21 protein-coding genes are annotated in these 26198 nt (G+C 69.0%); 4 read left to right on the forward strand and 17 right to left on the reverse strand.

Translation table 11 applies throughout. From position 1 onward, the window contains the following. Window positions 1-205 precede the first annotated feature (205 nt). The 9 genes from VN779_RS10470 to VN779_RS10510 all read right to left on the reverse strand — a co-directional run bounded on the left by VN779_RS10470 (window position 206) and on the right by VN779_RS10510 (window position 13928). A complete protein-coding gene (locus VN779_RS10470; protein ID WP_325722267.1) occupies window positions 206-1348 on the reverse strand; it encodes an alpha/beta hydrolase in 1143 nt (380 codons plus the stop codon). Continuing rightward, window positions 1345-2616, reverse strand: coding sequence for an FAD-dependent oxidoreductase (locus VN779_RS10475; RefSeq protein ID WP_325722268.1), 1272 nt, complete (start codon window positions 2614-2616; stop codon window positions 1345-1347). The genes VN779_RS10470 and VN779_RS10475 overlap by 4 nt, the downstream gene beginning before the upstream one ends. A 240-nt stretch (window positions 2617-2856) precedes the next feature. Next, window positions 2857-3732, reverse strand: a complete 876-nt coding sequence (locus VN779_RS10480; protein ID WP_325722269.1) for a 4'-phosphopantetheinyl transferase family protein — start codon at window positions 3730-3732, stop codon at window positions 2857-2859. A 133-nt stretch (window positions 3733-3865) separates the two neighbouring features. Then, window positions 3866-4909, reverse strand: coding sequence for a 3-oxoacyl-ACP synthase III family protein (locus tag VN779_RS10485; protein WP_325722270.1), 1044 nt, complete (start codon window positions 4907-4909; stop codon window positions 3866-3868). After that, window positions 4906-8046: a type I polyketide synthase gene (locus VN779_RS10490; protein WP_325722271.1), complete on the reverse strand. Its 3141-nt coding sequence runs from the start codon at window positions 8044-8046 to the stop codon at window positions 4906-4908. Before VN779_RS10490 ends, VN779_RS10485 begins: the two co-directional genes overlap by 4 nt. Continuing rightward, window positions 8046-8342 (reverse strand): acyl carrier protein, encoded by a 297-nt coding sequence (locus tag VN779_RS10495; protein ID WP_325722272.1) that lies wholly within the window; start codon window positions 8340-8342, stop codon window positions 8046-8048. Before VN779_RS10495 ends, VN779_RS10490 begins: the two co-directional genes overlap by 1 nt. 94 nt (window positions 8343-8436) lie before the next feature. After that, window positions 8437-10200, reverse strand: a complete 1764-nt coding sequence (locus tag VN779_RS10500) for an acyl-CoA dehydrogenase family protein (RefSeq protein WP_325722273.1) — start codon at window positions 10198-10200, stop codon at window positions 8437-8439. Next, a complete protein-coding gene (locus VN779_RS10505) occupies window positions 10194-12041 on the reverse strand; it encodes an acyl-CoA dehydrogenase family protein (RefSeq protein ID WP_325722274.1) in 1848 nt (615 codons plus the stop codon). The genes VN779_RS10500 and VN779_RS10505 overlap by 7 nt, the downstream gene beginning before the upstream one ends. 81 nt (window positions 12042-12122) lie before the next feature. After that, window positions 12123-13928 (reverse strand): fatty acyl-AMP ligase, encoded by a 1806-nt coding sequence (locus VN779_RS10510; RefSeq protein ID WP_325722275.1) that lies wholly within the window; start codon window positions 13926-13928, stop codon window positions 12123-12125. A 189-nt stretch (window positions 13929-14117) separates the two neighbouring features. On the opposite strand from VN779_RS10510, the gene VN779_RS10515 reads away from it, so the two are divergent. Genes VN779_RS10515 through VN779_RS10525 form a run of 3 tightly spaced genes read left to right on the forward strand, consistent with a single transcriptional unit; the run spans window position 14118 to window position 16875 of the window. After that, window positions 14118-15236, forward strand: a complete 1119-nt coding sequence (locus tag VN779_RS10515) for an ABC transporter ATP-binding protein (RefSeq protein WP_325722276.1) — start codon at window positions 14118-14120, stop codon at window positions 15234-15236. Then, on the forward strand, window positions 15233-16051 hold the full coding sequence (locus tag VN779_RS10520) for an ABC-2 family transporter protein (protein WP_325722277.1): 819 nt from the start codon (window positions 15233-15235) through the stop codon (window positions 16049-16051). The genes VN779_RS10515 and VN779_RS10520 overlap by 4 nt, the downstream gene beginning before the upstream one ends. 8 nt (window positions 16052-16059) lie before the next feature. Next, window positions 16060-16875: an ABC transporter permease gene (locus VN779_RS10525; RefSeq protein ID WP_325722278.1), complete on the forward strand. Its 816-nt coding sequence runs from the start codon at window positions 16060-16062 to the stop codon at window positions 16873-16875. Window positions 16876-16909: 34 nt separating this feature from the next. Here the strand turns inward: VN779_RS10525 and VN779_RS10530 are convergent, their stop codons facing one another. The 5 genes from VN779_RS10530 to VN779_RS10550 all read right to left on the reverse strand — a co-directional run bounded on the left by VN779_RS10530 (window position 16910) and on the right by VN779_RS10550 (window position 22103). After that, entirely contained in the window at window positions 16910-18295 is a 1386-nt protein-coding gene (locus tag VN779_RS10530) for a PQQ-binding-like beta-propeller repeat protein (RefSeq protein ID WP_325722279.1), read from the reverse strand. Between the two features lie 188 nt (window positions 18296-18483). Then, window positions 18484-18711, reverse strand: coding sequence for a DUF6059 family protein (locus VN779_RS10535; protein ID WP_325722280.1), 228 nt, complete (start codon window positions 18709-18711; stop codon window positions 18484-18486). Between the two features lie 122 nt (window positions 18712-18833). Continuing rightward, the gene (locus VN779_RS10540) at window positions 18834-19079 is read right to left on the reverse strand and encodes an acyl carrier protein (protein ID WP_325722281.1); all 246 of its coding nucleotides are present in this window, start codon (window positions 19077-19079) and stop codon (window positions 18834-18836) included. Window positions 19080-19084: 5 nt separating this feature from the next. Further along, window positions 19085-21031 carry an HAD-IIIC family phosphatase gene (locus VN779_RS10545; protein WP_325722282.1) on the reverse strand — a complete coding sequence of 649 codons (1947 nt, stop codon included), beginning with the start codon at window positions 21029-21031 and terminating at the stop codon, window positions 19085-19087. A 34-nt stretch (window positions 21032-21065) separates the two neighbouring features. Further along, entirely contained in the window at window positions 21066-22103 is a 1038-nt protein-coding gene (locus tag VN779_RS10550) for a ketoacyl-ACP synthase III family protein (RefSeq protein WP_325722283.1), read from the reverse strand. Between the two features lie 224 nt (window positions 22104-22327). On the opposite strand from VN779_RS10550, the gene VN779_RS10555 reads away from it, so the two are divergent. Next, complete coding sequence (locus VN779_RS10555) at window positions 22328-23296, forward strand: hypothetical protein (protein WP_325722284.1); 969 nt, start codon at window positions 22328-22330, stop codon at window positions 23294-23296. A 127-nt stretch (window positions 23297-23423) separates the two neighbouring features. Here VN779_RS10555 and VN779_RS10560 read toward each other — a convergent pair whose 3' ends face one another. From VN779_RS10560 to VN779_RS10570, 3 genes are all read right to left on the reverse strand, one after another. After that, a complete protein-coding gene (locus VN779_RS10560) occupies window positions 23424-24176 on the reverse strand; it encodes a response regulator transcription factor (protein ID WP_325722285.1) in 753 nt (250 codons plus the stop codon). A 223-nt stretch (window positions 24177-24399) separates the two neighbouring features. Then, window positions 24400-25182, reverse strand: coding sequence for a thioesterase II family protein (locus VN779_RS10565; RefSeq protein WP_325722286.1), 783 nt, complete (start codon window positions 25180-25182; stop codon window positions 24400-24402). Window positions 25183-25217: 35 nt separating this feature from the next. Continuing rightward, the coding region (locus tag VN779_RS10570; protein WP_325722287.1) for an alpha/beta hydrolase at window positions 25218-26198 on the reverse strand (981 nt) is incomplete at its 5' end.

The raw sequence follows: 26198 nt of genomic DNA on the forward strand, positions 1-26198 counted from the left end.
TGAGTTGTCCAGTTCAACGGGACAACCGGCTCGCGCGGGGTTGTCCCGCTGAGCTGGACAACCGGATGACGCGGGTTGTCCCGCTGAGCTGGACAACCGGATGACGCGGGTTGTCCCGTTGAACAAGACAACCGACTTACGCGGGTTGTCTTGTTCAACGGGACAGAATGGACACGTCAGTTGTCTCGTTCAACTGGACAGGTGGCTACGCGGGCGCGGGCGAGGTCGTCGCCGACCTCGCCGCGCGACGTGACTTGGCAGCGCGCAAGCCCAGGATCGTCTGTAGGACCTTGGTGCGCCGGTCTTCGATCCCGTTGGTGCGCAACAGTTGCAGCAGCAGCCACAGCCGCAGCTCGCCGAGGTGCGCCGGGGAACCGTGTACGTCGTCGAACTCGGCGAATCCCACATCGGCCAGGTGCTCAGCCAGGAACGCCCGCTCGCCGCCCGGGATGATCTCGTCGCGCGCGCTGACGACGTACCGGACTGGGACGCGCACGGCGCGCAGCTCCTCGGGCGTAAGCGCCCAGCCGTGCCGGAACGCCTCGACCAGCGCGGCCTCGCTCGGCTGGCCGGTGAGCGCCACAAGGGTGTCCTTGGTGATCCGCGGCACGCCCGACCACCAGTTCTCGTCAGTGAAGAAGCGAGTGATCGGGGCGCCGACCGTCAGGATCCGGCCGATCCGCTCGTCGTGGCCCGCCGCGCGCAGCGCCATGTGCCCACTGAAGCTCAGCGTGAGCAGCGATACGTTCCGCTCCTGCGCTCGCCCCTTGAGTTGGTCGAGCAGGAAACCGAGCAGCCGCCACGAATCCGGGCCGTAGGGCAGCGTGTTCTCCCCGACGCCTGGCATCTCGGCCACCACCGTCGCGAAGCCCAGCTTCACAAAACGCGGCAGCAGTTGCGCCCACTGCTCCTTCACGCTGACGATGCCGCCCATGACCACGAGCAGCGGCAATGGTTTCGGCGCGTCCAGGCCCGCCGCCCACGCAGCGAAGGTGCCGTCTTCGGTCCTGAATTCGAGCTTTTCGATGCCGCGGCCGCGCGAACCGCGCCAGGCGTCGAAGGACTCGACGACGCCGCGCTGCGCTGTGATCCGGACCTCGTCGCCGTGGTGGGGGAAGCGGGCCAATGCGTAGTACTGGCAGGCCTGAACCGGCTTGCCACGCGTGGCCGCTGCCTGCGCCTCGGCTGACCAGACCCGCGCCCAGGAGTCCGGCGCACCTGGCTCGTCGTTGCGGATGCGGGCCAGTATCCGCTCAAGCCGCCGCGCCTTCATGCCCTGGCCCTTGGCGTGCAGGCGGGCGAACTCCTTGAGTTCGTCCAGGTCGTTCGGCAGGTTCCGCGTGCTCACGGTGCGCCCACTTTCGCCGGCGCGGCCACGGCGGCGGCCGCCGCGATGCGCTTGGCGCCTCGCTCCTGAAGCTGGAAATACGCTCCGGCCAGCACCCGCTGCTTGAGCGCGGGGGAGCGGTCCACCAGCCAGTACAGGCTGCGGCGCCCGGTGACCGCGAGCGGCTTCGACAGCGCGAACATCCGCTCCTGACGCAGTTGCAGCCCGCGCGAGCGCGCGATCGAGGGCTCGCGCTGCTGCTGAAAGCGTTGCAGTACCGCGGCCAGCTCGTCCTTGTCAGTCTTCGGATAGTCGAGCACCGGCGCGACCATCGGGGCCAGCGTCACCGCGTCGATGATCGCGTGGTTGACGCCTTGGCCGAGGATCGGGGAGAGGGTGTGCGCCGCGTCGCCGATCAGCAGCAACCCTGGCATCGACCAATGTGGGACCACAGTGGTGAAGATGTCCAGCATCGAGGTGTCCGACCAACTGCGGATCTCCGCGCGCACGGCCGCCGAAAGCTCCGGTGCGAGGTCGTCGAGCCGCCGGTGTAGCGCGCCGATACCCTCGGCTCGCAGAGCCTTGAGACCACCCTTCGGAATATTGAATCCGACCCGGACGTCATCGGGGTGTGTCGGGATGAACAGGCCGTGGTTGCCGCCGTTGATCCGCACCCGGTACGTCACGTCATCCCACTCGGCGGGGAACGGCAACTTGAGCCACACCACGTCGCGGTCGAGTGGGATCTTCGTGTACTGCAACCCGGACATCTCGCGCACCTTGCTGAACCGGCCGTCCGCGGCTACGGTCAGCGCCGCCCGCACGTCGACTTGCCCCTCAGGACCGGCGACGCGCACACCGACGATGTCGCCCGCATTGTCGCGCAGCAGGTCAACCGCGGTGGCTCGCTTGAGCAGCGTGAAGCCGCTGTGTAGCGATGCCTCCTCGGCGAGCGCGGTGAGCAACGCGGGCTGCGGCAGCTCGACCGGGTAAGGGTACGGATACGGGAAGTCGTCGAAGTCCGCGTTCATCACGACCCGGCCGCCGTCGGTGATCTCCATGCGGCGCATCTCGTGATACGTGCCGCGCAGCCGGCCGAGTATGCCGAGCCGGTCCAGCAGCCACACCGAGTCCGGTGAAACGGACTCGCCCCGGAACGAGCGGTTGAAGTGCCCGCTTTGCTCCACCACGGCGACCCGGACCCCGAGCCGGGCTAACTCAAGGCCCAGCGTCAGGCCGGCGGGGCCGCCGCCGACCACGCACACTTGCACGGACAGTTCGTCGGGCATTGCGAACCCCTTCCAGGGAGGTCGGCGCGGTTCGGTTGTGGAAGCTCGGCGCGGAAGACCGGGACGGAAAGCTGGGACGGAACGTCAGCGGTGCTTAGCGGTTGCGCTGGCGCATATTCAGGCTGCCCGGCGCGACTAAAGGCCGGGTTTGGACCGGAACGAGCGGCCCACCAGGATCCGGCGGCGTTACCAGGACCGGTAGCGCTACCAGGCCCCAGGGCGCTACCAGAACCCAGGGCGCTACCAGGACCCGAAGGCGTCTTCGCCCGCTGACTCGGCCTCGAATTCGGCCTCGTCCTCGCCAAGCACCTCGGTCAGCGCATCTACGAAGCTTGATTCGAGCATGGTGACCGCCGCGGTGTCGTCTGTGTCGCCGAAACCTCGGTCGCCGACCGCGACGCTGACCACATAGTCTTCATCGACGCGGTAGGTGCGGAACATCCACTCCGAACCGGTACCGGGCTGCCCGTCCGGCAGGTTGACCGTCGCCGGGGCGCCGGCGCCGAAGCCGAAGTCCGTGAACCGGAACTGCATGCCCTGGCCGATCGCCTTGCTGTACGCCTCCTTCAGCGTCCAAAGGCGCACCAGCGCGTCGTTGCGCTCAGACTCAGGGAACTGCTCCAGTAGTTCCAGCTCATGCGGCGTGCACAGGTGCTTGCCGAGACCGGGACCGTACAGCCGCCGGTCGGCGCGCTCGGCGTCGACGCCGATCACGCCGCGCGTGGTCATACCGACCAGAAGTAGTTCGTCGGTGTGGCTCAAGCTGATGTCCACGGCGTCGTATCCGCGCAGGTACGGCCGCCCGGTCGGGCCGTAAGTCAGCTCGATGACATGCGCCGGGACCTCGAGCACCGCCGCCGCGGCGAACTTGAGCAGCACCCGCGAAGCCGCGAACCGTACCCGCACCTCCGGATGGGTCAGCTCCAGGTAACGCGCCCAGTCCCGGCCTAGCAGCGCGCGCAGCCGCGGCCCGCCGGCCCGGTCGGGACGCCAGTCCGCCAGAAGTGCGTAGAGCAGCACGACCCCGTGCTCGCCCAGGTCGGCGCGCACTCGGTCCCACGCGCTGTCCGGACCAGAGATCCGGATCAGCTCGCCGAAGCCAGTGGGCGTGGTCACGGCGTCGCCGCCTGGCGGCGGGGCTCGGCGCGGGTCGGCTGTGCGGTCACGGCGGTTCCGATCTGGAGTATGTACCTGTATTGATGCTGAATGGTGCGTGGGAGGGACGACTGCGCCGGTGCGACGCGCGCAGTCAGACCATTTCCAGCGCGAAGCCGCCCTTGATCCACTTGCTCGACTCGACCGCGACGCCCAGGGCGCGCTGCCCTGGCGCGATGCGCGCGGCGAGCCGTTCGAGCTGGACGAACGGCAGCGCGTTGCCGTTGTTTCCGGTCTCGGCGACGCAGGAGACCTCCTCGGCGCCGGGCACGCCCAACTGCTCGAAGATGCGCTTGGTCATCCGGCCGGAAAGCTGCGGTGGCAACAGGAAGTCGAGCTGTTCGGCCGACCAGTCCAGTTCGCCGAGCAGCTCCCAGAGGATCTCCACGGCCATCACTGGAACCGACTCCTCGATGGCCTTGTAGTCCTCCTTCGCGGCCTGCTTGTCGCTGTTGCGGTCAGCGATCCCGAACCACTCGATCACCTGGCCGGGCGCGCGGCCCAGGCCGGTCAGCCGGTTGAGTACGCGGTGGACCGCGATGCGGCGCGCACCGGGCTCGGCGCTCAGCACGGCCGCGCCGGCCCCGTCGCCGAAGAGCACGAAGTTGACCAGCTCGCTCGGCGGAACGGTGGAGAAGTCCATGTGCACGTCAAGGTGCTTGCTGCACACATCGCCGCCGAGGACGAGTCCGGTGCGGTACCGGCCGCTGGTGACGAAGCCGTGCGCCAGATCCAGCGCCTGCACCGCGCCCGCACAACCGGATTGCAACTGGTAGGTGGGCAGTTGGTTGAGCCCGAGCTGGTCCACGACATGGTTGACGGTCGCCGGCATCAGCGTGTCCGGAGTCGCCGTGCCCATGACGACGAACTCGATCTCGGCCGGGTCGATGCCGCTGTCCTCGATGGCCCGGTCGGCCGCGCGGGCGCACAGATCGGCCAGCGACCACTGCACCTCGCCGGTACTCAAGTCCTTGGCGAAGTGCCGGGTCTTGGTGCCGATGAAGGCCTCGACCCAATCCTGATTCACCCCGAGCACCTTCGACAGCGTCGCGTTGTCGACCGGGTCGCCGGGCAGGAAGGTGCCGATGCCCGCGAGGTACGCCTCGGGTCTTTCGGTCTGAGTCTCAGTACCCGTCATCGTGCCACCTCCACGTCTTCGGATGGGGTTGTGCTCTCGGCAGTGCTGGTCTCAGGCGCCGGGCTTTCGTAGCGGGTACGCAGGAATTCGGCCAGCTCTCCGGCCGTCGCCATCACCGGCAGCAACTCTTGGGTGGAAAGCGAGCCAAGCCCGGTGAGCCGCGCCTCCAGCCGGTCCTTGAGCTCCATCGCCATCACCGAGTCGAAGCCAAGGTCCTCATACAGCCGGGAACGCGGCGAGATCTGGCTCGGCAAGTAATCCCCGACCTGGGAGATGACCGAGACGACCGCTTCCCATACCGGGTCGTCACCGGCGGTCGTGGCTGCGCCCGTAGCGGAGGAATCAGTATCCTGTGACCGCCGTGGTGCGCCGCCGCCGCCACCCTGCTCCGATGTCCACTGCCCCGCCGCCCAGGGCGCCGCATCCCAACCGAGCCGGTCGTCGGCGTCCGGCTGCAGCACGGTCACCGGCTTGTGGCTCCAGTAACGATGCGCGGTCGAGAAGCTGTAGGGCGCGAGCGCCGCCGAGCCACGCCGGTCGGCCGCGTCGTAGAGCGCGGACCATTCCGGATCGACGCCGAGCCGAAAGAGCTCCGCGACGGCAGCGGCCAAGTCCCGGCCGCCCGACTCCTCCTTCGGCGCCGGATGCAGCGCGCGCCGTCCAGGCTGCGCGCCGACCCGCCGGATCAGGGAGCTGAGGATCGGCTTCGGCCCCACCTCGATCAGGGCGGCCGGGTTGACCTCGAGCAGCCGCTCGGCGGCGTCGGCGAACAGCACTGGCGCGCTCACGTGCCGCGTCCAGTACGCCGCGTCCATCGGCTCGTTCTTTGCCAGCAGCCTGCCATGGACCGTCGAGTAGACCGGCACGCGCGGCACGCCGCCGCCGACCAGCTCGGCCACTGCGGCGAAACGCTCCAGCATCGGCTGCATCAGCGGTGAGTGGAACGCGTGCGAGACCGTGAGCGGCTGACTGCGAATCCTGCGTTCCTTCAGTGCCGCCGCGATGCGGCCGAGCGCGGTCAGGTCGCCGGACAGCACGGTGGATCGCGGACCGTTGACCGCGCCGATGCCGACCAGCGGCTCGTCGGCGATCAGCTCGTCCAGATCCGCCGGATCGGCTTGTACCGAAAGCATTCCGCCGCCGGCCGGCAGTTCCTGCATCAGCGCGCCGCGCGTTGCGATCAGCCGCGCGGCGGCATCCAGCGGGAAGACATCGGCCAGCGTCGCGGCCACGTACTCGCCGACGCTGTGCCCGAGCAGGTACGCCGGTTCGATGCCGAGTTGGCCAAGCGTCCGAGCGAGGGCATATCCGACCGCGAACAGTGCGGGCTGGGTGAAGCCGGTGTGGTGGATGCGCTCGTCGCCGGAAGCGATGAGATCGAGCACTGATTCGCCGACGTGCGGACGCAGCGCGTCATCCGCCTCCCGCAGGAAGCGGCGGTACAACGGTGCCTCAGCGGCAAGCCGCATGGTCATCTTCGGGAACTGCGAACCCTGTCCGGTGAAGAGGAAAGCCTGTTTCGGCCGCGATTTCGGGCGCGGCACGTCGGGACCGATCACGCTCGGGTCCTCGGCCGCCGCGCGCAAGGCCTCGGCCAGGTCGCGGGTGTCCTCGGCGGCGACGGCGTACCGGTACCGCTGCCCCGTTTTGACCTCGTTGCTGGCCCAGCACACCGCCGCCGCCCGGCCGCGCTGCCGAGCCACCGCGTCCGCTTGGACCAGCAGGTTCCGGCGCAGCCCCTCGGGCGAGGAGGCGGTCAACGTGAAGACGGAGGCACCGATGCCGCTTTGCGGCCCCTCATCCGACGTGACTGTTGATGCGCCAGCCGTGGCAGCCGTCGATGGCCTAGCGAGTGGTGCCTTCGTCACTTGGGGCGCAGACTCCAGCACCGCGTGTGCGTTCGTGCCGCCGAGCCCGAAGCTGCTCAGTCCCGCGATCGCCGGCTCCTTCGCCGAAAGCCGCAGCGGGGCTTTGAGCAGCTTGAGCCCGCGGTCCGCGAGCTGCAATACAGGGTTCTCCTTTGCCGCGAACCGGCTTGCCGGAACCATCCGGTGATGCAAGGAGAGCGCCACCTTGATGAGGCCCGCGATACCTGCCGCGCCCTCGGTGTGCCCGAGATTGCCCTTGACCGAACCGAACGCCAGCGGCTTCACGCGACCTGCGTGCAAGTCGCCGAGCGCATTGGTCTCGATTCGGTCGCCGAGCTGAGTGCCCGTGCCGTGCGCCTCGAGGAAAGTCACCTCTTCGGGCGCGACCTCGGCCCGTCGATACGCCGCCGCGATCACCTCGCGCTGCGACCAGCGGTTCGGCGCGGTGATCCCGTTGCTGCGCCCGTCCTGGTTGACCGCGGTGCCGCGGATGACCGCGTACACGCGCTGGCCGTCCGCGATCGCGTCCTCCAGCCGCCGCAGCACCACGACGCCGACACCCTCGCCGCGCCCGATTCCGTTCGCGTCGGCGCTGAACGGCTTGCACCGGCCATCCGGCGCGGACAGCCCGGCCTGCGTGTAGAAGATGCTCAGGCTCGGCGTCACGGCGACGTTCACCCCGCCGGCCAGCGCATAGTCGCACTCTCCGGCGAGCAGCGCGTTGGCGGCCAAGTGCACCGCCACCAGTGACGATGAACACGCCGTGTCGACCGCGAGACTCTGACCCTTGAGATCCAGGTGGTAAGAGATCCGGTTAGCGGTCATGCAGTAGCCGTTGCCGGAGATCGCCTGCGCGGTGAGGTTCGCATAATCGGTCACCGACAACTGCGCCCACTCGTTGCCCATGATGCCGATGAAGACCCCTGCGTTGGTCCCGGCCAGCCGCTGCGGCGCGATCCCCGCGTCCTCGATCGCCCGCCACGCGGTCTGCAACAGCAGCCGCTGCTGTGGGTCCAGCACCGCGGCCTCGCGCGGCGAGATGGTGAAGAACTCGTTGTCGAACGCGTCCACGTCCGGGATGAAGCCACCCTGCGTCGTGTTCGCGTGCCCCTGCGCGCCCTCGGCCGAGTAGAACGCGCGTGCGTCCCACCGCTGCTGCGGTACCTCGCCGACGCCGTCCCCGGACCTGGTGAGCAGGTCCCAGTAGCCGGCCAGGTCGGCGGCGCCGGGGAACCGGCAGTCCATGCCGACGATAGCGATGGGACGCATCACGACTTCCCGGCGGCCTTCAGCTCTCCGGCCAGGTGCTCGGCCAGCGCGGCGGCGGTCGGGTAGTCCCAGGCCACCGTCGGCTCGAGTACCAGGTCGAAGTCCTCTTCCACGTCGCCGCACAGGCTCAGCGCCGCGACCGAGTCCATGCCGTACTCGGCCAGCGGCTCGCTCGGGTCGATCTCCGCGGGGTCGCGCTGCAGGTAAATAGCCACCCGGTCGACCAACCAGGTGGTCAGACTCTCGACGGTGTGCCCGGAGCTTGCGGACGGAAGGTCGTGCGTCTCGATGGACATTGCGGGCTCCTCGCGGTTCTGCGTCGGCGGATCGGTCGGGCGAGCGGTTGGTGGACCAGTTGTCTGTCACGAAGTCGGTTCGGTCTTCGGTGCCTCACGCGGTCAGCGGGCTGTCGTAAAGGTCGTAGCTGCGGTGTTCGTGGAAGCGGCGCAGCACCTCGTCGTGCACCCGCTCGGCGCAGCTGTCCGGCAGGTCGGGCAGCTTCTGGCCGAGCCGGCGGGCCAGCCGGTAAAGGGCCGTGGCCGCCCAGGACGGGTCGGCGAGGAACTCGTCCGAGCCGCCGCGCGCCTCGCGCCAGACGCCGAGCACCGAGGCCGCGGCCAGCAGCACCGTGTACCGGTCCGCGAGCGCGAAGCTGGCCGGGCTGGCCAACGCGGTGCGGTCCTGTGGGGAGAGGTCGAGCGCCTCCTCCTGCATTTGCCGCAGCTCGTCCATCATCCGCAATGCGAAGCCGTGCAGCGCGCGCTCGACCGGCGAACCGGACGGCAGCTCATCGACCGCGGCGATCAGCGACGCGCTCAGGCCGTCCCGGCCGCTGGCCAGGGTCAACCGGTCGAACGGAATCGGACCGAGCGGCGCGCGTGGCTGGAACAGCTCGGCCGGGGCCGGCTCGCCGGCGAACCAGGCGCGCTTGGCCAGGCGGGAGAGCTGCGGAATGATCGTGGCCTGACAGGCCGCGGAACCGGCGTGCCCGAGGCTGAGCACCGGCAGGTCCCTGACATGCTTCTGGAAGATGCCGAACTCGCCGTCGCGCACGTAGAACCGGGCGCCGAGCACGATGGAGAGCTCGTACATCGCCTCGCTGAGCACCTTCGGCACCAGGTACTTCACCGCCGAGGCGTAAACGCTGGTCTCCTCCGGCAGCAGATGCACCGCGCGCGTTCCGGCCAGCGACATCGCGTCGCAGATCAACAGGTCCAGGAACGCCGCCGACAAGGTCGCCTTCGCGTGCGGGATCTCCATCACCGAGCGGCGGTACAGCTGGCGGCCCACTGCGAAGCGAACCGCAGTACGCAGACTGGCGTCGCCGGTGCCGATCGCCATGCCGGGCACGGCGCTGCGGGTTATCTGGAACGAGCGCAGCGCCAGCTCGACGCCTTGGCCGAGCCCGCCGACCAGCGCGGAGCCGGGCACCGGGCAGTCGTCGAATTCCAGCCCGGACAGGTGGCAGCCGCGCACGCCGACCGCGGTGTAGCGAGGCAGAGTCTTGAAACGCTTCGGGTCGAGCTGGTCGCGGCGCAGCAGCAGCACCGAGTGGCTACGGCTGCCGGGAGCCGTGGAGGTCCGGCTGAACAGCGCCAGTGCCTCGGCCCGGTCAGCGTTGTTGATGACCTGTTTTCCGCCGTCGAGCCGGAAGCCGCCGCCGTCTACCGGCCGTGCTTCGAACTCGTTGCGCACGAAGTCGTTGCCGTGCGCCAGTTCGTGATAGGCCACCGAGGCCTTGCCGCCGGCCAGCAGCAGCTCAGCCAGCTCGCGCTTCTGCTCCTCGCTGCCCACTGTCCACACATTGACAGCAGCCATGAACGAGGTGGCGCCGTATCCGAGCCCGAGTGTCACATCCCGGCGGAACACCTGGCGCATCACCCGCACCAGCGTGTCCAGCCGGTCGAGCCGGCCGCCGAACTCGCGCGGCACGAAGTCGGCGTTGAGCTTCAGCTCGTCGAGCATCCGCTCGCCCTCGGCGCTGATCTCGGCGGCTTCGTCCGCCTCGAGCAGCCGGGCATTGCCCACCGGGTTGTCCGGGTCGTATGGATCGCCGAACCCGAATTCGATCTCCGTCGCGCGGGCGCTCGCGTCAGCTTCCTGATCGAGCAGGGCCGTCCCCGGACGGTCCGCAGCGGTCGCTTCACTCAGCATGGCATCCCCTCGGCGGTGATCTGCGGTTCCTCTCGCGCTCCGGCCAGGCGCACCGGCGATAGCGAGAACAGTTCGCCCTCGTCGCGGGCCGCGCACAGCTCGGAAAGCAACTGCTCGTAGGCCGCGCCGTCGCGGCTGCCTGAATCGACGCGGCCTGAATCGACGCGGCCTGATTCGACGGCGGCCGACTCGCCGAGCCGCACCAGTAGCCGGTCGAGCGCCGCGCGCAGCCAGATTCCGTCCCGCCACACCCGGCCCAGTCCTTCGGTGTCACGTAGGCCATCGGTGTCAGGAGCCTGTTTCTGCTGGTTGTGCGCCCACAGGCCGAGGCAGGCGGCGGCGGCGAAGCACAGCGTGTAGCGGCGCGCGGCCTCGAAGGCCTGCGGTGAGACGTCGGCCAGGGCGTTCTGGTGCGACTCCATCTCGGCGTGCACCCGCTCGATCGCCTCAGCCAGCCGTTCGGCCGCCGCGACCGCACTCTTGAGTGCGGGCTCTTGGTCGGCGGCGCCGCGCAGGATCGCGATGGAATCGGGCACGGTGGCCAGCACCCCGCTGCCGCTGCGGGCAACCAGCGACAGCCGCGCCGGATCGACCGGCGGCAGCGGAGCGTCCAGGTCGAAGGCCGCGACCGCGCCGGCGGTGTCTCCGGCGCCGCGCCGATAGGTCCGCACCAGCGTCCTGAACTGGTTGATGATCGAGTTCAGATTCACCAGTGTGTTGCCGTCGAACAGGCCAACGATCCGGTGGTCGCGGTCCACCTTCTGGAACATCCCGTGCGCGTAAACCTCCTTGAGGTACGCGCGAGCGCCGAGTTGCCGGGTCAGATCGGCGATAACCATCTCAGTGTTCGTCGGCACCAGGTACTTCGCCGCCGCCGAGATCACGCTCATCTCTTCGGTCAGCACGTGCACCGCGCGCGAGGCGACGATCGACAGCGCCTCGCCGATCAGCACGTCCGTGGCCGCGGTGGCCAGCACCGAGCGGGTTTTCGGCAGCTCGATCAGGGCCCTGCCGTAAAGCTTGCGCTCCCGGTTGAAGTCCAGCACCAGCCGCAGCGCGTGGTCGGCCGCGCCGAGCGACAGCGCGGTGCACATCGTGCGGGTCAGCTGCAGTGCCTTGAGGATCGTCTCGATCCCGCCGCCCTTGGCGCCGATGATCTCCGATTCCGCAACGAGCGCCGCGTCGAAGCGGATACCGCTGATGTCCGCGCCCCGGATGCCTAGCGTGTGGATCTTGTCCACACACGTGTACGTGCCCTGGCTCAGCTTGCGCTTGTCAACCAGCAGCATGCTGAATCCGCGTGGCCCTCCGGACGGTTCTGTGCGCGCGAGCAGCGAGAGCAGCTCGCCCCTGGTCGCGTTGTTGATCAGCCACTTCTCGCCGTTGACCAGCAGCCCACCGAAGCCGTCCGGGACCGCGGTCACCTCGCCGCCGATCAGGTCGCTTCCGTGCGCCCGCTCGGTCAGCCCCAGTGAGACCGGCACGCCGGCGCAGATGTCCGCGCCGAGCGTGTCAGCCTGCTGCTTCGAACCGGCGACCCACACGCATACGCCGCCGAGGTACGTCTTACCGTGCCCGATCGCGACGGTCAGGTCGCGCCGGGCCACCACCCGCATGAGCTGCACCAGCTGCTCATAGTCGGCGAGCCGGCCGCCGTGCTGCACCGGGACGTAGTAGCTCGGCACGCCCCAGTCGTCGAGCTGCGCGCAAATCGCGGCCGGGAACTCTTCGCGCTCGTCGAGCTGCGCGCACCGGGCGTAAGAGAACTCGGTGTCCGGATCCCATGGATCCCCGAGCCTGGCCTCCAGCTCTTCGGCCGGCTGATAGCGGACTGCGCCCATCTCAGGCTTCTCCCGTCCCGATCCTCTGGCGTCTCAGTGCTCTGTCGAGTCAGTCGTCCGTCGCCCTTGTCCGCCGCCGGCTCAGCCGACCGGCTCAAGGGCCGCGGTGGGCCGGATCATCGCGGCCACATCGCGGTCGAGCACCTCGTGCAGCGGCGTGACCTTGCCTTCCAGGAACAGCCGGCGCATCAGGGTCCGCTGGATCTTGCCGCTGGTGGTGCGGCGGATCGTGGACGGCTTGACCAGCACCACGTTCGCGACCGGAACGGCGAACTCGCGGGCGATCTCACGCTGGATCGCGGCGGAGATCTCGGCCGGATCGACCGGACCGGCGTTCGCGCGCACCTCCTGCACGATGACCAGCTGCTCGCGCTCGGTGTCCACGGAGAACACCGCGCCCGCCCCGGTCCCGAGCGCCGGGTGCAGCGCCTGCACCGCGCGCTCCACGTCGTGCGGGTACAGGTTGCGGCCGTTGATCAGGATCATCTCCTTGAGCCGGCCGGTGACGTACAGCTCGCCGCCCTCCAGCACGCCCAGGTCGCCGGTACGCAGCCAACCGGACGCGTCAGCGCCCTCAGCTGCGGCGATCCCGGCGTTGAAGATCTCTTCAGTGCTCTGCGGATTGGCCCAGTAGCCCGCCGCGACGCTCGCGCCCTTGACCCACAGCTCGCCGACCTGACCCTCCGGCAACTGCACGAAGGTTTCCGGGTCCACCACCCGCACATCGAAGTCCTCGCGCACCACCACGCCGCTGCTGACCAGCGTGCGCACCGGCGCGTCATCCCGCGCGGGCAGCAGCTCGCCGCGCTCGAGACCGCCGGCGTCGACCGGCCGGTACACCGGGACCTTGCCCAGCGGCGTGCCGGAGATCAGCAGCGTCGTCTCGGCCATTCCATAGCAGGGGAAGAAGTGCTCGGGCCGGAACCCGGCCGGGGCGAAGCGTCGCGCGAAGGCCCGCAGCGTCTCGGCGCGGATCGGCTCGGCGCCGTTGCACGCGATGGTCCAGGAGGACAGTTCCAGCGTCGCGAGCTGCTCGTCGGTGACCCGGCGCACACACAGGTCGAAGCCGAAGTTCGGGCCGCCGCCGACCGTCACCCGGTGCGTGCTGATCATCTCCAACCAGCGGTACGGCCGCTTCAGGAACGCGCTTGGCGACATCAGCGCGGCCGAGCTGCCCAGGTAGAGCGGGTGCAGGATGTGCCCGATCAGGCCCATGTCGTGGTAGAACGGCAGCCACCCGCCGAGCCGGGACTCGCGGTCCACAGTGCCGGTGGAGTGCTGGATCGCCGCCTCGTTCGCCAGCAGGTTCCCGTGCGTGACCATGACGCCCTTGGGCGTGCTGGTCGAGCCGGAGGTGTACTGAAGGAAAGCCAGGTGCTCGGGCCCGAAGGAGGGCTCGACCCACGCGGCGGGATCGCCGTAAGCGGGCGCGCCCGCGCCGTCCACCGCATTCGTGGCCAGGCACTGGATCTCGTCCAGGCCTTCGGCGGCCAGCCACGCGCGGATCTCCGCCTCGTTCGCGGTATCGGTGAGCACCGCGGTGACCTCGGCGTTGCGTACGATTCCGGTCACCCGCTCGAAGTGGTGACCCATCTCGCCAGGCAACGGCGCGGGAACGGCCACCGCTCCGGCGTAAAGGCAGCCGACGAATGCGGCGATGAAGTCGGTGCCTGATGGGTAAAGCAGCAGCACCTGGCGGCCGAAAGCGCCGTGCGCCTGCAACCAGGAGGCGATCCGCTTTGCGCGCTCGTCGAGCCCCGCATAAGTCAGGTGTTCGGTCTGCGCCCCGGCGCTTGTGTCGCTCAGAAAGATGAACGCGTCGCGCTCGGCCAGCTCGGCGGCGTTCGCCAACACCAGGTCCGTGTAGGTCCCGAAACGTGCGGCCATTGCTAAGTCACCTCGATCGTCGGCAGGCTGTCGACCGCCACCGTCGGCGGTGGGGATCGTCGCCATCGTCGATCAGGGCACTTAAGGCCTCCTTGCGCGATTTGGACCCGCGTGCTGTTTTCACCGCCCCGATCCCCGGCCGCGCTAAACCGATGGCGATTCGCCGCCGGGTCGTGAATCATCCGGGGAATGCGTTCGGCAGATGAAGCGCACGGCGAGGGCATCGTCGTGCGCGGCCTAACCAAGGTCTTCTACACGACTGTGCGGCGCCCAGGGTTCGCGGGCGCGGTACGGTCGTTGATCGCGCCGCAACGGGCAGCGAAAACGGTGGTGCGCGACGTGTCGTTCGACGTCGCGCGCGGCGAGCTGTTGGCGCTACTCGGCCCGAACGGCGCCGGGAAGTCCACCACCATCAAGATGTTGACTGGCATCCTCACTCCGACCCGCGGCGCGGTCATGGTCGCCGGCATGAATCCGCACCTCGACCGAAAACGCAACGCCAGGAACATCGGCGCGGTCTTCGGGCAACGCACTCAACTCTGGTGGGACCTGCCGGCCAAAGAGTCCTTCACGATCCTGCGTTCCATTTACGGTGTGCCGGCCGAACGGCATCGCGCCCGGCTGGCCGAGCTCGACCGGCTGCTCGAGCTGTCAGAGTTCTGGCAGACGCGGGTACGGCACCTGTCCCTCGGCCAGCGGGTGCGCTGCGACCTGGCCGCCGCGCTGCTGCACGACCCAGCGATCGTCTTCCTCGACGAGCCGACGATCGGCATGGACGTGGTGGTCAAGGAGCAGGTCAGAGGCCTGCTTCGGCACGAGGTCGAGCAGCGCGGCCGGGCGGTGCTGCTTACCACGCACGACATGACGGAGGTCGAGCGCCTGGCCGAACGCGTGGTGCTGATCAATCACGGCCGTATCGTGCTGGACGGAACACTGGAAGAGGTACGACGCGAGTTCGGCGGCACCTGGCGCATTCGCGCGACTATCGCCGACTCCGCCTTATCCGCCTCGTCCCCGTCATCGCAAGCGGTACGCGCTCGCGATCTGCCGGCCGGTCTCGAACTGCTCAGCCAGGACCGCACGGAGCTTGTGTTCGCACCCGCAGCGGCGACCGGTGATACGCCTGCGATCACCGTTCCGGAGGCGCTGCGAGCCGTGGTCGACCGGTACCCGATCGTCGGCATCTCCATCGAGGAGACCGATCTCGAGGACGCCATGCGCGCCGCCTATCTGCGTCAGGGCGTCGCGACCGCCGAGCCTGAGCCCGAAACCGGGCCTGGCCAAGACGCCGGACAGGTCGTCTCGTGATCGAGCCGAATCCCCGTCAGCCGCTCGCCTTGCGCGCCGCGTGGATCACGCCGCTGGGCGAACTGCTGGCCCCGCCGCGGATCGCCGCCACCGCGATCCGGATGGTCATCCAGATCTTCCTCGTGGTCTACCTGTGGCACGGACTGTACAGCCACACCTCGACCAATTCAGGGCTCGATCGCGGACAGGCGGTGACCTTCGCCGTCCTGGCGGTGCTCATCACGCGCATCCGCGGGCTGGACCGGTTCGCCGGGCGGGACACTGTGTTTCAGCACCTTGCGTACGGCACGATCGTCTACTGGTTCCTGCGGCCGCTCGCTCCGCGCCGCTACTACGTTCTGCGCGCGCTCGGCGATCAGGCGTACGGGTTCGCCTGGGTCGTCGTCGGCTATGCGGCGTGCCTCGCGAGCGGCGTGATCGAGCCGCCCGCGTCGGGCACGGCCGCAGCCGCGTGCGCGGCCTCTCTGCTGCTCGGTCAGGCGGTCCTGTACGAGTTGACTCTTCTCACGGACCTGATGTGCTTCTGGACGATGCACAACGACAGCGCTGTGCAGATGATCCAGTTCGCGCAGAACCTGCTGTCCGGAGCGTACGCACCGCTGTGGTACTTCCCCGCCTGGTTCATCACGATGAGTTCGTTCCTGCCGTTTCAGTCGACCCTTAACACGCCGCTCTCGCTGTACATCGGCCGCATCCCGGTCCGGCAGGCTCCGGGCGATCTGCTGTTCCAGACGGCATGGGTGGTCGCTCTCGCGCTGATCTCGCGGCTGTTGTGGGGCCGGGCTTCGCGGCGCGTAGCCGTGCAAGGAGGCTGAGGCTGACGATGTGGCGGAGTTTCACCGAAGCGTGGCGCGTCGCCTGGCAGATCACCGCGCTCAACTTCCGCGCGCAGCTGGAGTACCGGGTGGAGTTCCTGATCCGGATCGCGTTCGGCATCGTATGGCAGTTGTCGATCATCGTGTTCGCCGCGGTGCTGCTCTCGAAGTTCTCCGGCATGGGCGGCTGGACCAGTTCGCAAATCCTGCTGCTGGTCGCGACGCGGATGCTGTGCAACGGCTTGTACGTGCTCTACTGCGGCAGCGTGTTCAGCTTGGCGTTCTATGTGCAGCAAGGCCTGATCGACGGGTACCTGCTGCGTCCGATGCCGGTTTTCCGGCAGGTGCAACTTGTCGCCTTCCAGACGAACGGCATCGGTGACTTGCTGGTGGGCGTCGGCCTGTTCGCGGGGGCGATCGCCCGCAGCCCACTGGACTGGACGCCCAGCCGCATCGCGTACCTGGCCGCGGGAGTCATCGGCGGCACGTTACTGATCACCGCGGTGTTCACTGCGGTCTCCGCGGCCGCGTTGCACTTCCCGGCGAGCTGGTACTGGTCACTGTGGATCAGCGAGGTCAGCGCGACCTTCGGCAGCTATCCGCTCAGCATCCTGCCAAGGGCCGTCGGCGAACTGCTGACCTGGCTGCTGCCCATCGCGTTCATCGCGTATCTGCCCGTCGGCGTACTCACCGGACACGGCGCCGGCCTCGGCGTCCCGATCGCCATCGCGGCCGGTGCGCCCCTGGTCGCCCTCGCCATGTACATCGGGTCGCGGCTGCTTTGGAACTGGAGCCTGCGGCACTACACCGGCGTCAACGGCTGACACCTCCAGGGGCGATGGCGCACGGTCAGTGGGCTTACACGCCGCCGACAGCTACGACGCCTGTCTTGGTGCCCACGAAGGCCTGGTTGCCGACCACAGTGGGAGAGGTGAAGGTCGGACACGCGCTGCCGAGGTAGATCTGCGCCTTCGTCGCCCCGGTGGCCGGGTCGAGCGCGTAAAGCTCGCCGCCGAAGTAGTCCACCCACCAGACCGCGCCGCCGCCGATCACCGGGGAACCCTCGGCCGGGACCGTGGACTTCCACAGCAGGCTCGGCGTCCCGTCCGATCCGATGGTCACGGCCTGGGGCCCACTGGCGCAGGGTACGTATACCGTGTTGCCGGCAATCGCTGCGGTCCCAAAGGTCTGACAGGTGTTGGGCAGTTCCGCTATCTGGCCGCCGACCCCGCCGAGGGCACCGAGGCGCAGCACGTAACCGGTGTTGGTCTTGCCATCCGCATAGATGTACTGGCCGCCGACCAGGGCCGGGGTCATCGCGCCGAGGTCGGCGTCGCCGCCGTTCTGGGTGGCCCAGTCGGTCGGGGCGAAGAAGTCCAGCCGTTGCAGGCTCGGCGACAGCTCCATCACCGAGTCGCTGCCATCGTAGGTTCCTGATGTCGCCTCGCCGTTTCCGGATGCGACAAGCAGATTGCCGTTGGGGTCCACGACTGCGCCGCCGGTCTCCCAGAAAGCTCCCTCGCGGGTGGTCGGCACCGCGTAGCTCGTCTCGCCGGTGCCGTCGGTGGCCACCGAGACGACCTGACCGATGTAGTTCCCGCAGTCGCCGTACAACCCGCCATACGGAACATAAATACGCCCGTTGAGTAGTGTCAGGGCAGCGCGCTGCTGGAACGCGATCGCAGTGCCCTTCGGCGGGTCGAGCGGAGTCTGCAACTCGACCGTGCCGGTGCCAGCGTTGATGCCGAACAATGTGTGCGTGCCGCCGACCAGTTCGGCGAGGGCGTAGACCCGGTTGGTGCCCGGGTCGTACACCATCGTGCTCGTGATACCCAGCGGATCGATGTCGCCGCAAGGCAGGCTGGAAAGCGGTTCCGGCGAGCCGAGGTGCGCGGACCAGATGACGGCGCCGGTGCTGCGGTTGAGCGCGTAAACCGTGTCGTTCTCGGTGGCCGCGAAGACCCGGCCGCCCACGAGCAGCGGCTGACCGTAGACCGCACCGTCGAGTGGCGCGGTCCAATTCAGCGACAGCGTTGTCAGGGGACTGAGCTTGGTCTGGTTCCCGTCGCGCAGATTGTCGAGGTGGTACGTGGGCCAGTCGCCGGCAGTGACCTGTCCCAGCGGGGCAGTGGTCGCGGCCGGGGCGGCGGCGGCCGCATGAGCGGCGGAGCTGGCACCGGCAAAGGCGGCGCACGCGGCGAAGAGACCCGAGGCCGCGACAGCCCGCAAGACGACACTTCTCATGCGCTGCAACCCCATCCGCTGCGGTGGACTCGGGCGAACCGGGGCGGCTTCCGGTCGGCCGGCCCACCGTCAGGCTAGGGAGCGGGGCGGATTGCGCCAGCCCCGGTCCGGCCGGATTGAGCACCGTCGTTCCAATACGCCTACTGACCCGCTCTGACGCTGGTCGCGCCGACAAGCCGGGGTGAAACTTACCGGCCGGGGCTGGCGGCGCCGGCGAGCTGAGCCCACAGCCGGCGCTCCTCGGCGGTTGGCGGCACGTGCGGGATGAGGCGCTCGGGGTGGCCGGGCGGCAGACACGGCGGCCGGTCGCCCATCGGGTCAGTCGGCCCCGGGATGAAGTAGCCGTTCGACCCGGCGAAGGCGCGCAGGCACAGAAAGAGGAAACGGCGCACGCGGCGCAGCGGTGAGTCGCCCATGGTGGCCTCCTGTTCCGGCGCTGGATGGAGCGCCGGTCGGTGCGGGGGGCAACTCCCGCGCCGACCGGCTGCCTACGTTCTGACTTTCCGTTCAAGCCGCTGAGATTGAGCCGGCTCTGCGGTCAAACGGCCGCGGTCGCGCCCGCGATCGTCGTGTAGATGTCGCGCAGGCTGCGCTTGGAGAACAGCCGGCCGACCGGAACCCGTGTGCCGGTCTCCTGCTCCACCGCGGCGACCAGGCGCAGCAGATAGAGCGAATCCCAGGAGACGACCTGGTCGAAGTCGTTCTCCAGTTCGGTCTCCAGCAACGGCAGGTCCAGCTCGTCGCGGACGATCTCGAGGAAGCGCTCCTCGGTCAGCGTGCTCATGTCTTCTACCTTTCGAAACTCGCGCGCAGGCGCAGATGGCCGGGGATCTCTGGCGGCGTCGCCAGATCGTGGCGGTAGTCGGGCGCCTCGTCGGTCCCGCCGCTGCGTTCGAAACCGAACGACGGCCAGAAGTCGCGCACCCTGTGGTTCTTCTTCGTGGGGCGGTAGCTCGCGTGGACCGGGCCGAGGCCGGCCGCCTTCGCGTGCGCCAGCAGCGCGCCGATCGCGGCCTGTTCGATCCCGCGGGACAGCACGCGGCAGCTCATGATGTAGTTGTCGATGGTCAAGCCGTCCGCGCTCTTCGAGCAGAACAGCGCGCCGACCAGGCCGTTGTCGCCGAACTTGTCGGCAGAACGCAGATACAGCACGAGGTGGTCAGGGCTCTGCGAGAGCTCCCGCACCGTGTCGGGCTGCATCCGCAGGGTGGTGAGGTTGCACTGGTTGCTGCGCAGGCTCAGCTGCGAGACCCGTGCCACCTCGCTCTCGCTCACCGGCGCGACCGTCAGCGTGACGCCGAGGTTCGCCAGGTATTCCTCGAAGTCGTCCGAGCTGTCCAGCAGGTCCTGCCTGGCCGCGTCGGTCCGGTAGAGCGCGGCGCGCTCGCGGTCCTCGGCGGTGAGTTCGAGCACGTCGAACCAGCCGTCCGCGAGCAGCTTGCCGATGTGCAGCGCGGGCTCCTCGTCCAGCCGCACCACGGCGACCTGCGGGATGCTCGCGGCGATCAGGCCGGTCTCGAACGGCGAGTCGTCGGCGAAGACGAAGCTGTCGATGCCCAGGTTGAGCCTGGCGGCGATGTCGCGCAGATTCGCGTCCTTCGGGTTCCAGTTCGCGTTGATCCGCACGAAGTCGGTGTCGCGCAGCACCATGTCAGGGTGCGTACGCAGCACCTCCTCCACCGGCTCCTGGTCGTTCTTGCTGCTCACCGCGAGCAGCACGCCCTGCGAGCCGATCTGCTTCGCCACGCGCTGGAAGTTGCCGAACGCCTCGCCGCGGTACGTGGTGGCCATCTCGATGCCGTCCGCGCCGTCATCGCCGAGGATGCCGTCCCACAGGGTGTTGTCCAGGTCGAGGACGAGCACCTTCTTCGTCAGACCCTTGATGGTCCTAGTCAGATGCGCCACCTCGCGGGCGTACCGGCCGAGCAGCTCATCGCCGAGGTGCGCCTTCGCGTAGCAAGCCATGCGCGCGTCACCGACCGGCCCTCCGGCGGCGATCAGCGGATCGAAGTCGATCACCGCGACCCGCTGATGCTCCGCGGACAGCCGCAGCAGGCCCGCGTTGAACTCGCGCCAAGCGATGCCGAGCGCGGCCCGGGAACGCAGGTCCACCAGCTGATGCGTGTGCGCGCGCTGCAACGGCACCGTGTTGAGCACGAGCGTCGCAGTGGGCTGATTACTGACGAACTTCTCGGCCAGCCGGCTCAGCTGCGCGAGCTTCGCCGTCGTCGCCTCCTGCAGCTCCTCGATCCGCCACACCTCGGGCAGCTCGTCGAAGATCGCCTGCGGGTCGAGCACCACCAGCGCGAGATCGAGCCCTGATGCGTACAGCTGGCTACCCGTGTCCTGCAGTTCGCGCAGGTAGCCGTCGAAATCGCCCAGCGTGATGTCCAGCAGCAGACCGTGCCTGGCCAGTTCCGCGGTCAGCGGCGGCACGAGCGCGGCGACCGTGGAGTGCCCGGCGACCGCGACCTTGATCACGGCCTGCGCCGGGTTGTGCTCCAGGACCGCGGCCGGGCTCAGCTTGCTCAGCACGCGGCCGGCGCGCACCAGGTCACTCGCCGCGCTCTCGCTGCGCGTCAGCTCCGCCAGCAGCGGGGCCACCTCGGCGTATTCGGCGGCCAGGGTCTTGGCGCGGGCCAGCGACTGGAGCCGGCCGAGCGGGTCGGGGTTCTCCTTGGGCTGAGCCGGTTCCCCCGCCGCGGCGGAGACCGGGGAGTCGATGACCGTGGTCATCAGCGCCCTCCTTCTCTCTCATCCGGTCCGGGGCTCACCAGCTCGGGGTTTCCAGCAGCTCGATCAGGATCGCGGTCCACATGAACCCGGTGCCGACGCCGATCGTCAGTACCTTGTCTCCCGCCTTCGCCTTTCCGCTGCGCACCACGTATTCCAGGTTCACCAGGTGGTCCGCCGCGCCCATGTGGCCGTAGTCGCAGCCCCAGTCGTAGACGGTGCGCGAGGCGTCCAGGCCCAGCGGCCGGTAGAACGCCCACTCCACGATCGATTTGCCGGTGTTCGCGTGGATCAACCAGTCGACGTTCGAGATGTCGCTGTCGGTGCCCTCGAACACCTCGCCGACCACCGCGAACAGGCTCTTGCTCATCCGCTCGATGGTCTGGTCGTACAGGTCCTCGCCGGTGGCCAGGTATGCACGCTTGCGGCCGCGCAGGTCCACCTTCGAACCCTGAGCGAACGGCGCCAGGGTCCAGGCGTCCGGGCCGCGGTAGATCGGCTCGAGGGTCGAGTCCGCGACCGAGGCGGTGGAGATGACACGGGCGAAGCCGCCGCTGCTCGAAAGCACCGCCGAACCCGCGCCGTCGCCGTAGACCTGCTGGTCATCGCTGTTCCACCGGTCGAAGTAGGGCAGGTGGAAGGAGTCGCCGGCGGTCACCAGCGCGGCTGTGCCGGGCCTGGCCACCACCCAGGAGGCGCCGAGTTCGAAGGCGGCCAGGCCTCCGTTCGAACCCTGCTTTATCTCGATCGCCGCGGCCGGGCCGCCGACGGTGTGGTTGTGCACGTACGAGGCGGGCTGCCAGAACTCCTGGCCCTGATGCCCGATCCCGGCGTGCACGACCAGGTCGAACTGCTCGTGGGCGATGCCTGAGCGCTCCACGGCCTGACGGCCGGCCGCCGCCGCCATGACGCCGGGAGCCTCCGTCTGCGGATCGGCCACGTGCACGGCGCGAATACCGTTCGCGACCTTCTCGCCCTCGGTGTACCGGCCCTGCGCGATCGCCTCGTCGGCGGTCTCGATCTTCTCCGGGACATAGGCGCCGAAGGCCGCTACGTACAAGTTGTCCCAACGCATGAATTACTCCAGGGCGTCAATCGGGAAATAGCGTCGGCTCGATGGTCGAGTCCGCTGCTAAAGCAGGTCTTGCGCAGCGGCACTGCTCTTGGGCGCCGCGGCAAGTCTCCGATCGGAGATATCCGAGCGGTGTATCAGGTTTCAGCTATGGCCGCGGGCCGGGGGCTGTTGTACTCGGGCAGGACGGCACATCGCACACGCCTTTCAGGCGCGAGGGAGGCCACATGTCCGGTGCGATTCACGGATTCGTTCGACAACATGCTGACGACTACGAGACGCTGGAGGCGCTACGCGGGCTCGGGCTCAACTGGCGGCCGTCCGGCCAAGCCTCACTGCACGGACCGCTGCGCGAGCTTGCCGAGAACGTGGACGCCGCCTTTGTCAGCCTGGCCGAGGCGCTGTGGCACGCGCAGCAGGAGTGGCACCCGGCCGCGCTCACCGCCGAAGGCCTGCAGCGGGTCGACTACCTGCACTCCTTCCCGCACCAGGCGACCTTCCCGGTGCGGCTCGACCCGCGCGAGGCCAATCTGGAAGCCTTCCGCGCCGGACCGATGGTCACCGAGGACGGCAGCGTCGCGCTGATCGCGCTCGCCCCGACCGACCAGGTGCTCACCCCGGCCGCCTGCCACCACGTGTACGCCGATCACGAGGGCGAGTCGCTGACCAAGGCGCGGTACGTCACGACACGCAACACCTGCTTCCGGCAGGAGGAGCACTATGAGCCGCTGCGCCGGCAGTGGAGCTTCAGCATGCGCGAGATCGTCTGCCTAGGCAGCAGGGCGGAAGCCACCGCCTTCCTGCACACCGCGCGCCAGGCCCTCGATCTGCTGTTCAGGGACGCCGATTTGCCGGTGGCTTGGCTCAACGCGACCGATCCGTTCTTCCGGCCGCCCGGTGGGCCGAGGCACCGCGCGACGCGGCTGCAACCGACCAAATACGAGGCCGTATACGGCGGGGATCTGCCGATCGCGTCGGCAAATCTGCACTACGAGCACTTCGGCGCGGGCTTCCGGATCACCCGCGGCGGCTCGCACGCTCATAGCGCCTGCGTGGCGTTCGGCATCGAGCGCTGGCTTTTCGCGCTGACCGACCGGCACGGCACGGACCCGGCGAGCTGGCCCGACCTGCCGGCCGCGGCGGTGCGCGCCGCCGAGCGGGTGACCGCGGTGCGCAAACGGGGCCGGTGCACCTGAGAGGGTGCGGGACAGATGAGCGGCGGCGGCGGCCGCGTCGGCAACCGGCTGCGCGGCGCCGTTGGGGCAGTCGTCGCGGTCGCCACCATCGCTCATCAGTTCTCTGGCTCTTTTTTCGATGCCCGATTCACAGCAGGCCCTTCTCGTCGGCGCGCAGCAGCGCCTCGACCCGGTTGCGAGCGCCCAGCTTCTCCAGCGTCCGCTGGAAATAAGTCTTGATGGTGTTGTGCGCGAGCCCAAGTTCGCGCGCTATCTCGATATTCGTCTTCCCGGCGGCCACCTTGCGCAGGATTTCGTGCTCGCGAGGGGTCAGCGCGCCCGGCGTGCGCGGCCGCGCCGACCGCCGCGCACCGGGAGCCGGGTCGTGGGGCAGCAGCCGTTCCCCGTCGGCGACGCGCCGCAGCGCGTCCGCCAGGCCGGTCAGGTCCGTCCGCTTGTGCACGACGGCCGCTACCGCTTCGCCTGCGTCCCCGGCGGCGGCCACGGTTTGCTCGGCGCGCGCCGGATCCGTGGTGAACAGCACGATGCGGAGCGGCGGATGCAGCGTTCGCAGTCGTCTGATCAGGTCGATCGCGGGCAGATCGGGCAGCCGGGTGTCCATCACGACCAGGTGCGGCAGGTTCTGGCCGACCGCCGCGATCGCCTCCACTCCGGTCGCGGCCACGCTGGCCAAGTGCAGCCAATTCGTCGCGGCGCACAGCTGGCGCAGGCCGGCCAACACGATCGGGTGGCTGTCCACCGCGACCAGTCCAGTGGTCGGCGCCGCGGGCTCGGCCGCCCCGGTCAGAGTGCTGCGACACGCGGCGAAGCGGCGCTGTACGGCGAATCGCGGCCGTAGTTGGTCGTAACGGACTTCCGCCGACACGCCTGCCCGGGCCATGTCGTCGACCACCTCTTCCGGCTCTTCTTCGGGACCCGCAGGGCTCGAAAGCTACCGCCCTTACCGCACTGTCCGCTACGGAAAGTGACAGCTGGGATACGGTCAGCGTCAGCCTACTGCATCGCTCCCGAGGTGCCGCAACCCTGGCAAACCGCCTTTCGAGATCTTCCACCGTCCGCTGAAAGTGGCGTCGACCAGCGTCTCGCGCCGGTCGAGCGCCCCCTCACGCCGCGCGCGCCGGTCGCCGGCTCGCAGGTCCGTCCGAGGTGTACCGGTCAAGCAGATGCGCGAGGTGGTCGAGGAAATGCGTCTCGCGCTCCTTGATGAAGAAGTGCCGGCCCGGCAGGATCCGCATCTCGAACTCGTCCGCGGTATGCCGCGACCACTCGCTCATCTCCACCGGCGCCACCAGCGGGTCCTCCCGGCCCGCGAACACGTGGATCGGCACCGGCATCGGCTGCTGTTCGCGCGGCGGCACCGTGGCGCACAGCACCAGGTCGTCGCGTGCGATGGGCAGCAGGGTACTGAGCCACTCGGGGTGCCGCAGCACCGCGTCGGGGATCCCGCCGAGGGCGCTGAGGACGTCGACGAGTTCGGCGTCGGGCGCGTCCACGTCGCCGATTTTCGGTGGCGCCAGATGCGGCGCGCGATAGGCGGCCAGGACCAGCGCCTTCGGCAGTGGCGCGCCGCGTTCGAATCTGCGCAGCGCCAGGCTGAACGCGATCAGCGCGCCCATGCTGTGCCCGAAGAACAGATGCGGCTCGTCGAGCTGCGCGTCCAGCTCCCAGTCCAGGTCCTCGGTCAGCTCGTCCAAGTCGGTGAACCGCTGCTCGGACATGCGCCCTTCGCGCCCGGGCAAATGGATCGGCAGGACCCTGATCTGGTCACCGAGCGCGCGCTGCCAGCTCGCATAGGTGGAGGCGCCGCCGCCGGCGTAGGGGAAGCAGAACATCCGCAGCCCGGTCGCCGGCGCACCAGGGCGCGGCGCGGAAAGGTAACGGGTCATCGTGCTCCTCCTCGTCCTGCTGTCCTGATGGCGGATCAGGCCGCTGATGGCAGAACCCTGATCCCGGTGTCGGGGATCGCGCTGTCCGGGGTCGTCTCCGTCCCGGTGCCCGCACCGGCGCTGGCGTTGGCTGCCGCCGCCGCGGCGGCGGTGCGGACCAGGATCCGCTCGCGCAACTCCGGCTTGCGGTTGCGCAGCATCTGCCGCCACTGCTCGGGCGAGAAGCTGGCCGGTTCGGTGGTGTCGATGAAGTCGCGGATGACGCTGAGGAACCGCTGCGGCTCGGTGTGGAAGGGGAAGTGGCCGGTGTTCGGGAACAGTTCGAGCCGGCTGCCCGGCATCGCGACGTGCGCGAGCCCGGCGTGCAGGGCCGGCAGGATCGGGTCCTTGTCGCCCCAGATCAGCATGGTCGGCATGCCCTCGGTCAGATAGCAGCGGTCCATCAGCGTGCCGACCTGGCCGCGCCAGTCCACCACCGCGCGCAGGGTCCTGATGAACGCGGCGCGAGCGGTCGCGTCCGGCAGTGCGTCGACCACGCGCAGCACATCCGGGCCGTCGATGCCCAGCCGGGTTCCGCTCATCTGCAACAGCTTCACCAGCCAGCCGATCTGCGTGCGCATGCCGGGCAGATTGAGCGCGGCGAGCACCAGATCGGCGCCCGGCAGCGAGGCGGCGCGCAGCAGCGGGGTGACCTGCCGGCCGACGCCGCCGGTGGAGACCAGCACGATCCGCTCTGTTCGTTCAGGGTATTGATACGCAAACTGCATCGCGATGCCGCCGCCGAGCGAGTGCCCGACCAGCGTCGCCCGGTCGATGCCGAGCACCGAGAGCAGGTCGCGCATCCCGTTCGCATAGCCGCCGATTGAGTAGTCGGCCCGCGGCTTGTCCGAGTGCCCGTGCCCGAGCAGGTCCGGCACGATCACCCGGTAATGCTGTGCGAGACCCGGGATGACTGACGCCCACGTGTCCGAGGAGTCCCCGATCCCGTGGATCAGGAGGACCGCCGGCCCGTTGCC

The sequence above is a fragment of the Actinocrinis sp. genome, assembly GCF_035605935.1.
Taxonomy (GTDB): domain Bacteria; phylum Actinomycetota; class Actinomycetes; order Streptomycetales; family Catenulisporaceae; genus Actinocrinis.

What these genes read in the sequence shown, in the direction of transcription:
- VN779_RS10555 (WP_325722284.1), top strand. Translation starts at nt 22,328, where the DNA reads ATGTCCGGTGCGATTCACGGATTCGTTCGACAACATGCTGACGACTAC.
- VN779_RS10500 (WP_325722273.1), bottom strand. Translation starts at nt 10,200, where the DNA reads ATGCTGAGTGAAGCGACCGCTGCGGACCGTCCGGGGACGGCCCTGCTC.
- VN779_RS10565 (WP_325722286.1), bottom strand. Translation starts at nt 25,182, where the DNA reads ATGACCCGTTACCTTTCCGCGCCGCGCCCTGGTGCGCCGGCGACCGGG.
- VN779_RS10485 (WP_325722270.1), bottom strand. Translation starts at nt 4,909, where the DNA reads ATGACGGGTACTGAGACTCAGACCGAAAGACCCGAGGCGTACCTCGCG.
- VN779_RS10505 (WP_325722274.1), bottom strand. Translation starts at nt 12,041, where the DNA reads ATGGGCGCAGTCCGCTATCAGCCGGCCGAAGAGCTGGAGGCCAGGCTC.
- VN779_RS10510 (WP_325722275.1), bottom strand. Translation starts at nt 13,928, where the DNA reads ATGGCCGCACGTTTCGGGACCTACACGGACCTGGTGTTGGCGAACGCC.
- VN779_RS10515 (WP_325722276.1), top strand. Translation starts at nt 14,118, where the DNA reads ATGCGTTCGGCAGATGAAGCGCACGGCGAGGGCATCGTCGTGCGCGGC.
- VN779_RS10550 (WP_325722283.1), bottom strand. Translation starts at nt 22,103, where the DNA reads ATGCGTTGGGACAACTTGTACGTAGCGGCCTTCGGCGCCTATGTCCCG.
- VN779_RS10530 (WP_325722279.1), bottom strand. Translation starts at nt 18,295, where the DNA reads ATGAGAAGTGTCGTCTTGCGGGCTGTCGCGGCCTCGGGTCTCTTCGCC.
- VN779_RS10535 (WP_325722280.1), bottom strand. Translation starts at nt 18,711, where the DNA reads ATGGGCGACTCACCGCTGCGCCGCGTGCGCCGTTTCCTCTTTCTGTGC.
- VN779_RS10495 (WP_325722272.1), bottom strand. Translation starts at nt 8,342, where the DNA reads ATGTCCATCGAGACGCACGACCTTCCGTCCGCAAGCTCCGGGCACACC.
- VN779_RS10490 (WP_325722271.1), bottom strand. Translation starts at nt 8,046, where the DNA reads ATGCGTCCCATCGCTATCGTCGGCATGGACTGCCGGTTCCCCGGCGCC.
- VN779_RS10540 (WP_325722281.1), bottom strand. Translation starts at nt 19,079, where the DNA reads ATGAGCACGCTGACCGAGGAGCGCTTCCTCGAGATCGTCCGCGACGAG.
- VN779_RS10560 (WP_325722285.1), bottom strand. Translation starts at nt 24,176, where the DNA reads ATGGCCCGGGCAGGCGTGTCGGCGGAAGTCCGTTACGACCAACTACGG.
- VN779_RS10475 (WP_325722268.1), bottom strand. Translation starts at nt 2,616, where the DNA reads ATGCCCGACGAACTGTCCGTGCAAGTGTGCGTGGTCGGCGGCGGCCCC.
- VN779_RS10545 (WP_325722282.1), bottom strand. Translation starts at nt 21,031, where the DNA reads ATGACCACGGTCATCGACTCCCCGGTCTCCGCCGCGGCGGGGGAACCG.
- VN779_RS10525 (WP_325722278.1), top strand. Translation starts at nt 16,060, where the DNA reads ATGTGGCGGAGTTTCACCGAAGCGTGGCGCGTCGCCTGGCAGATCACC.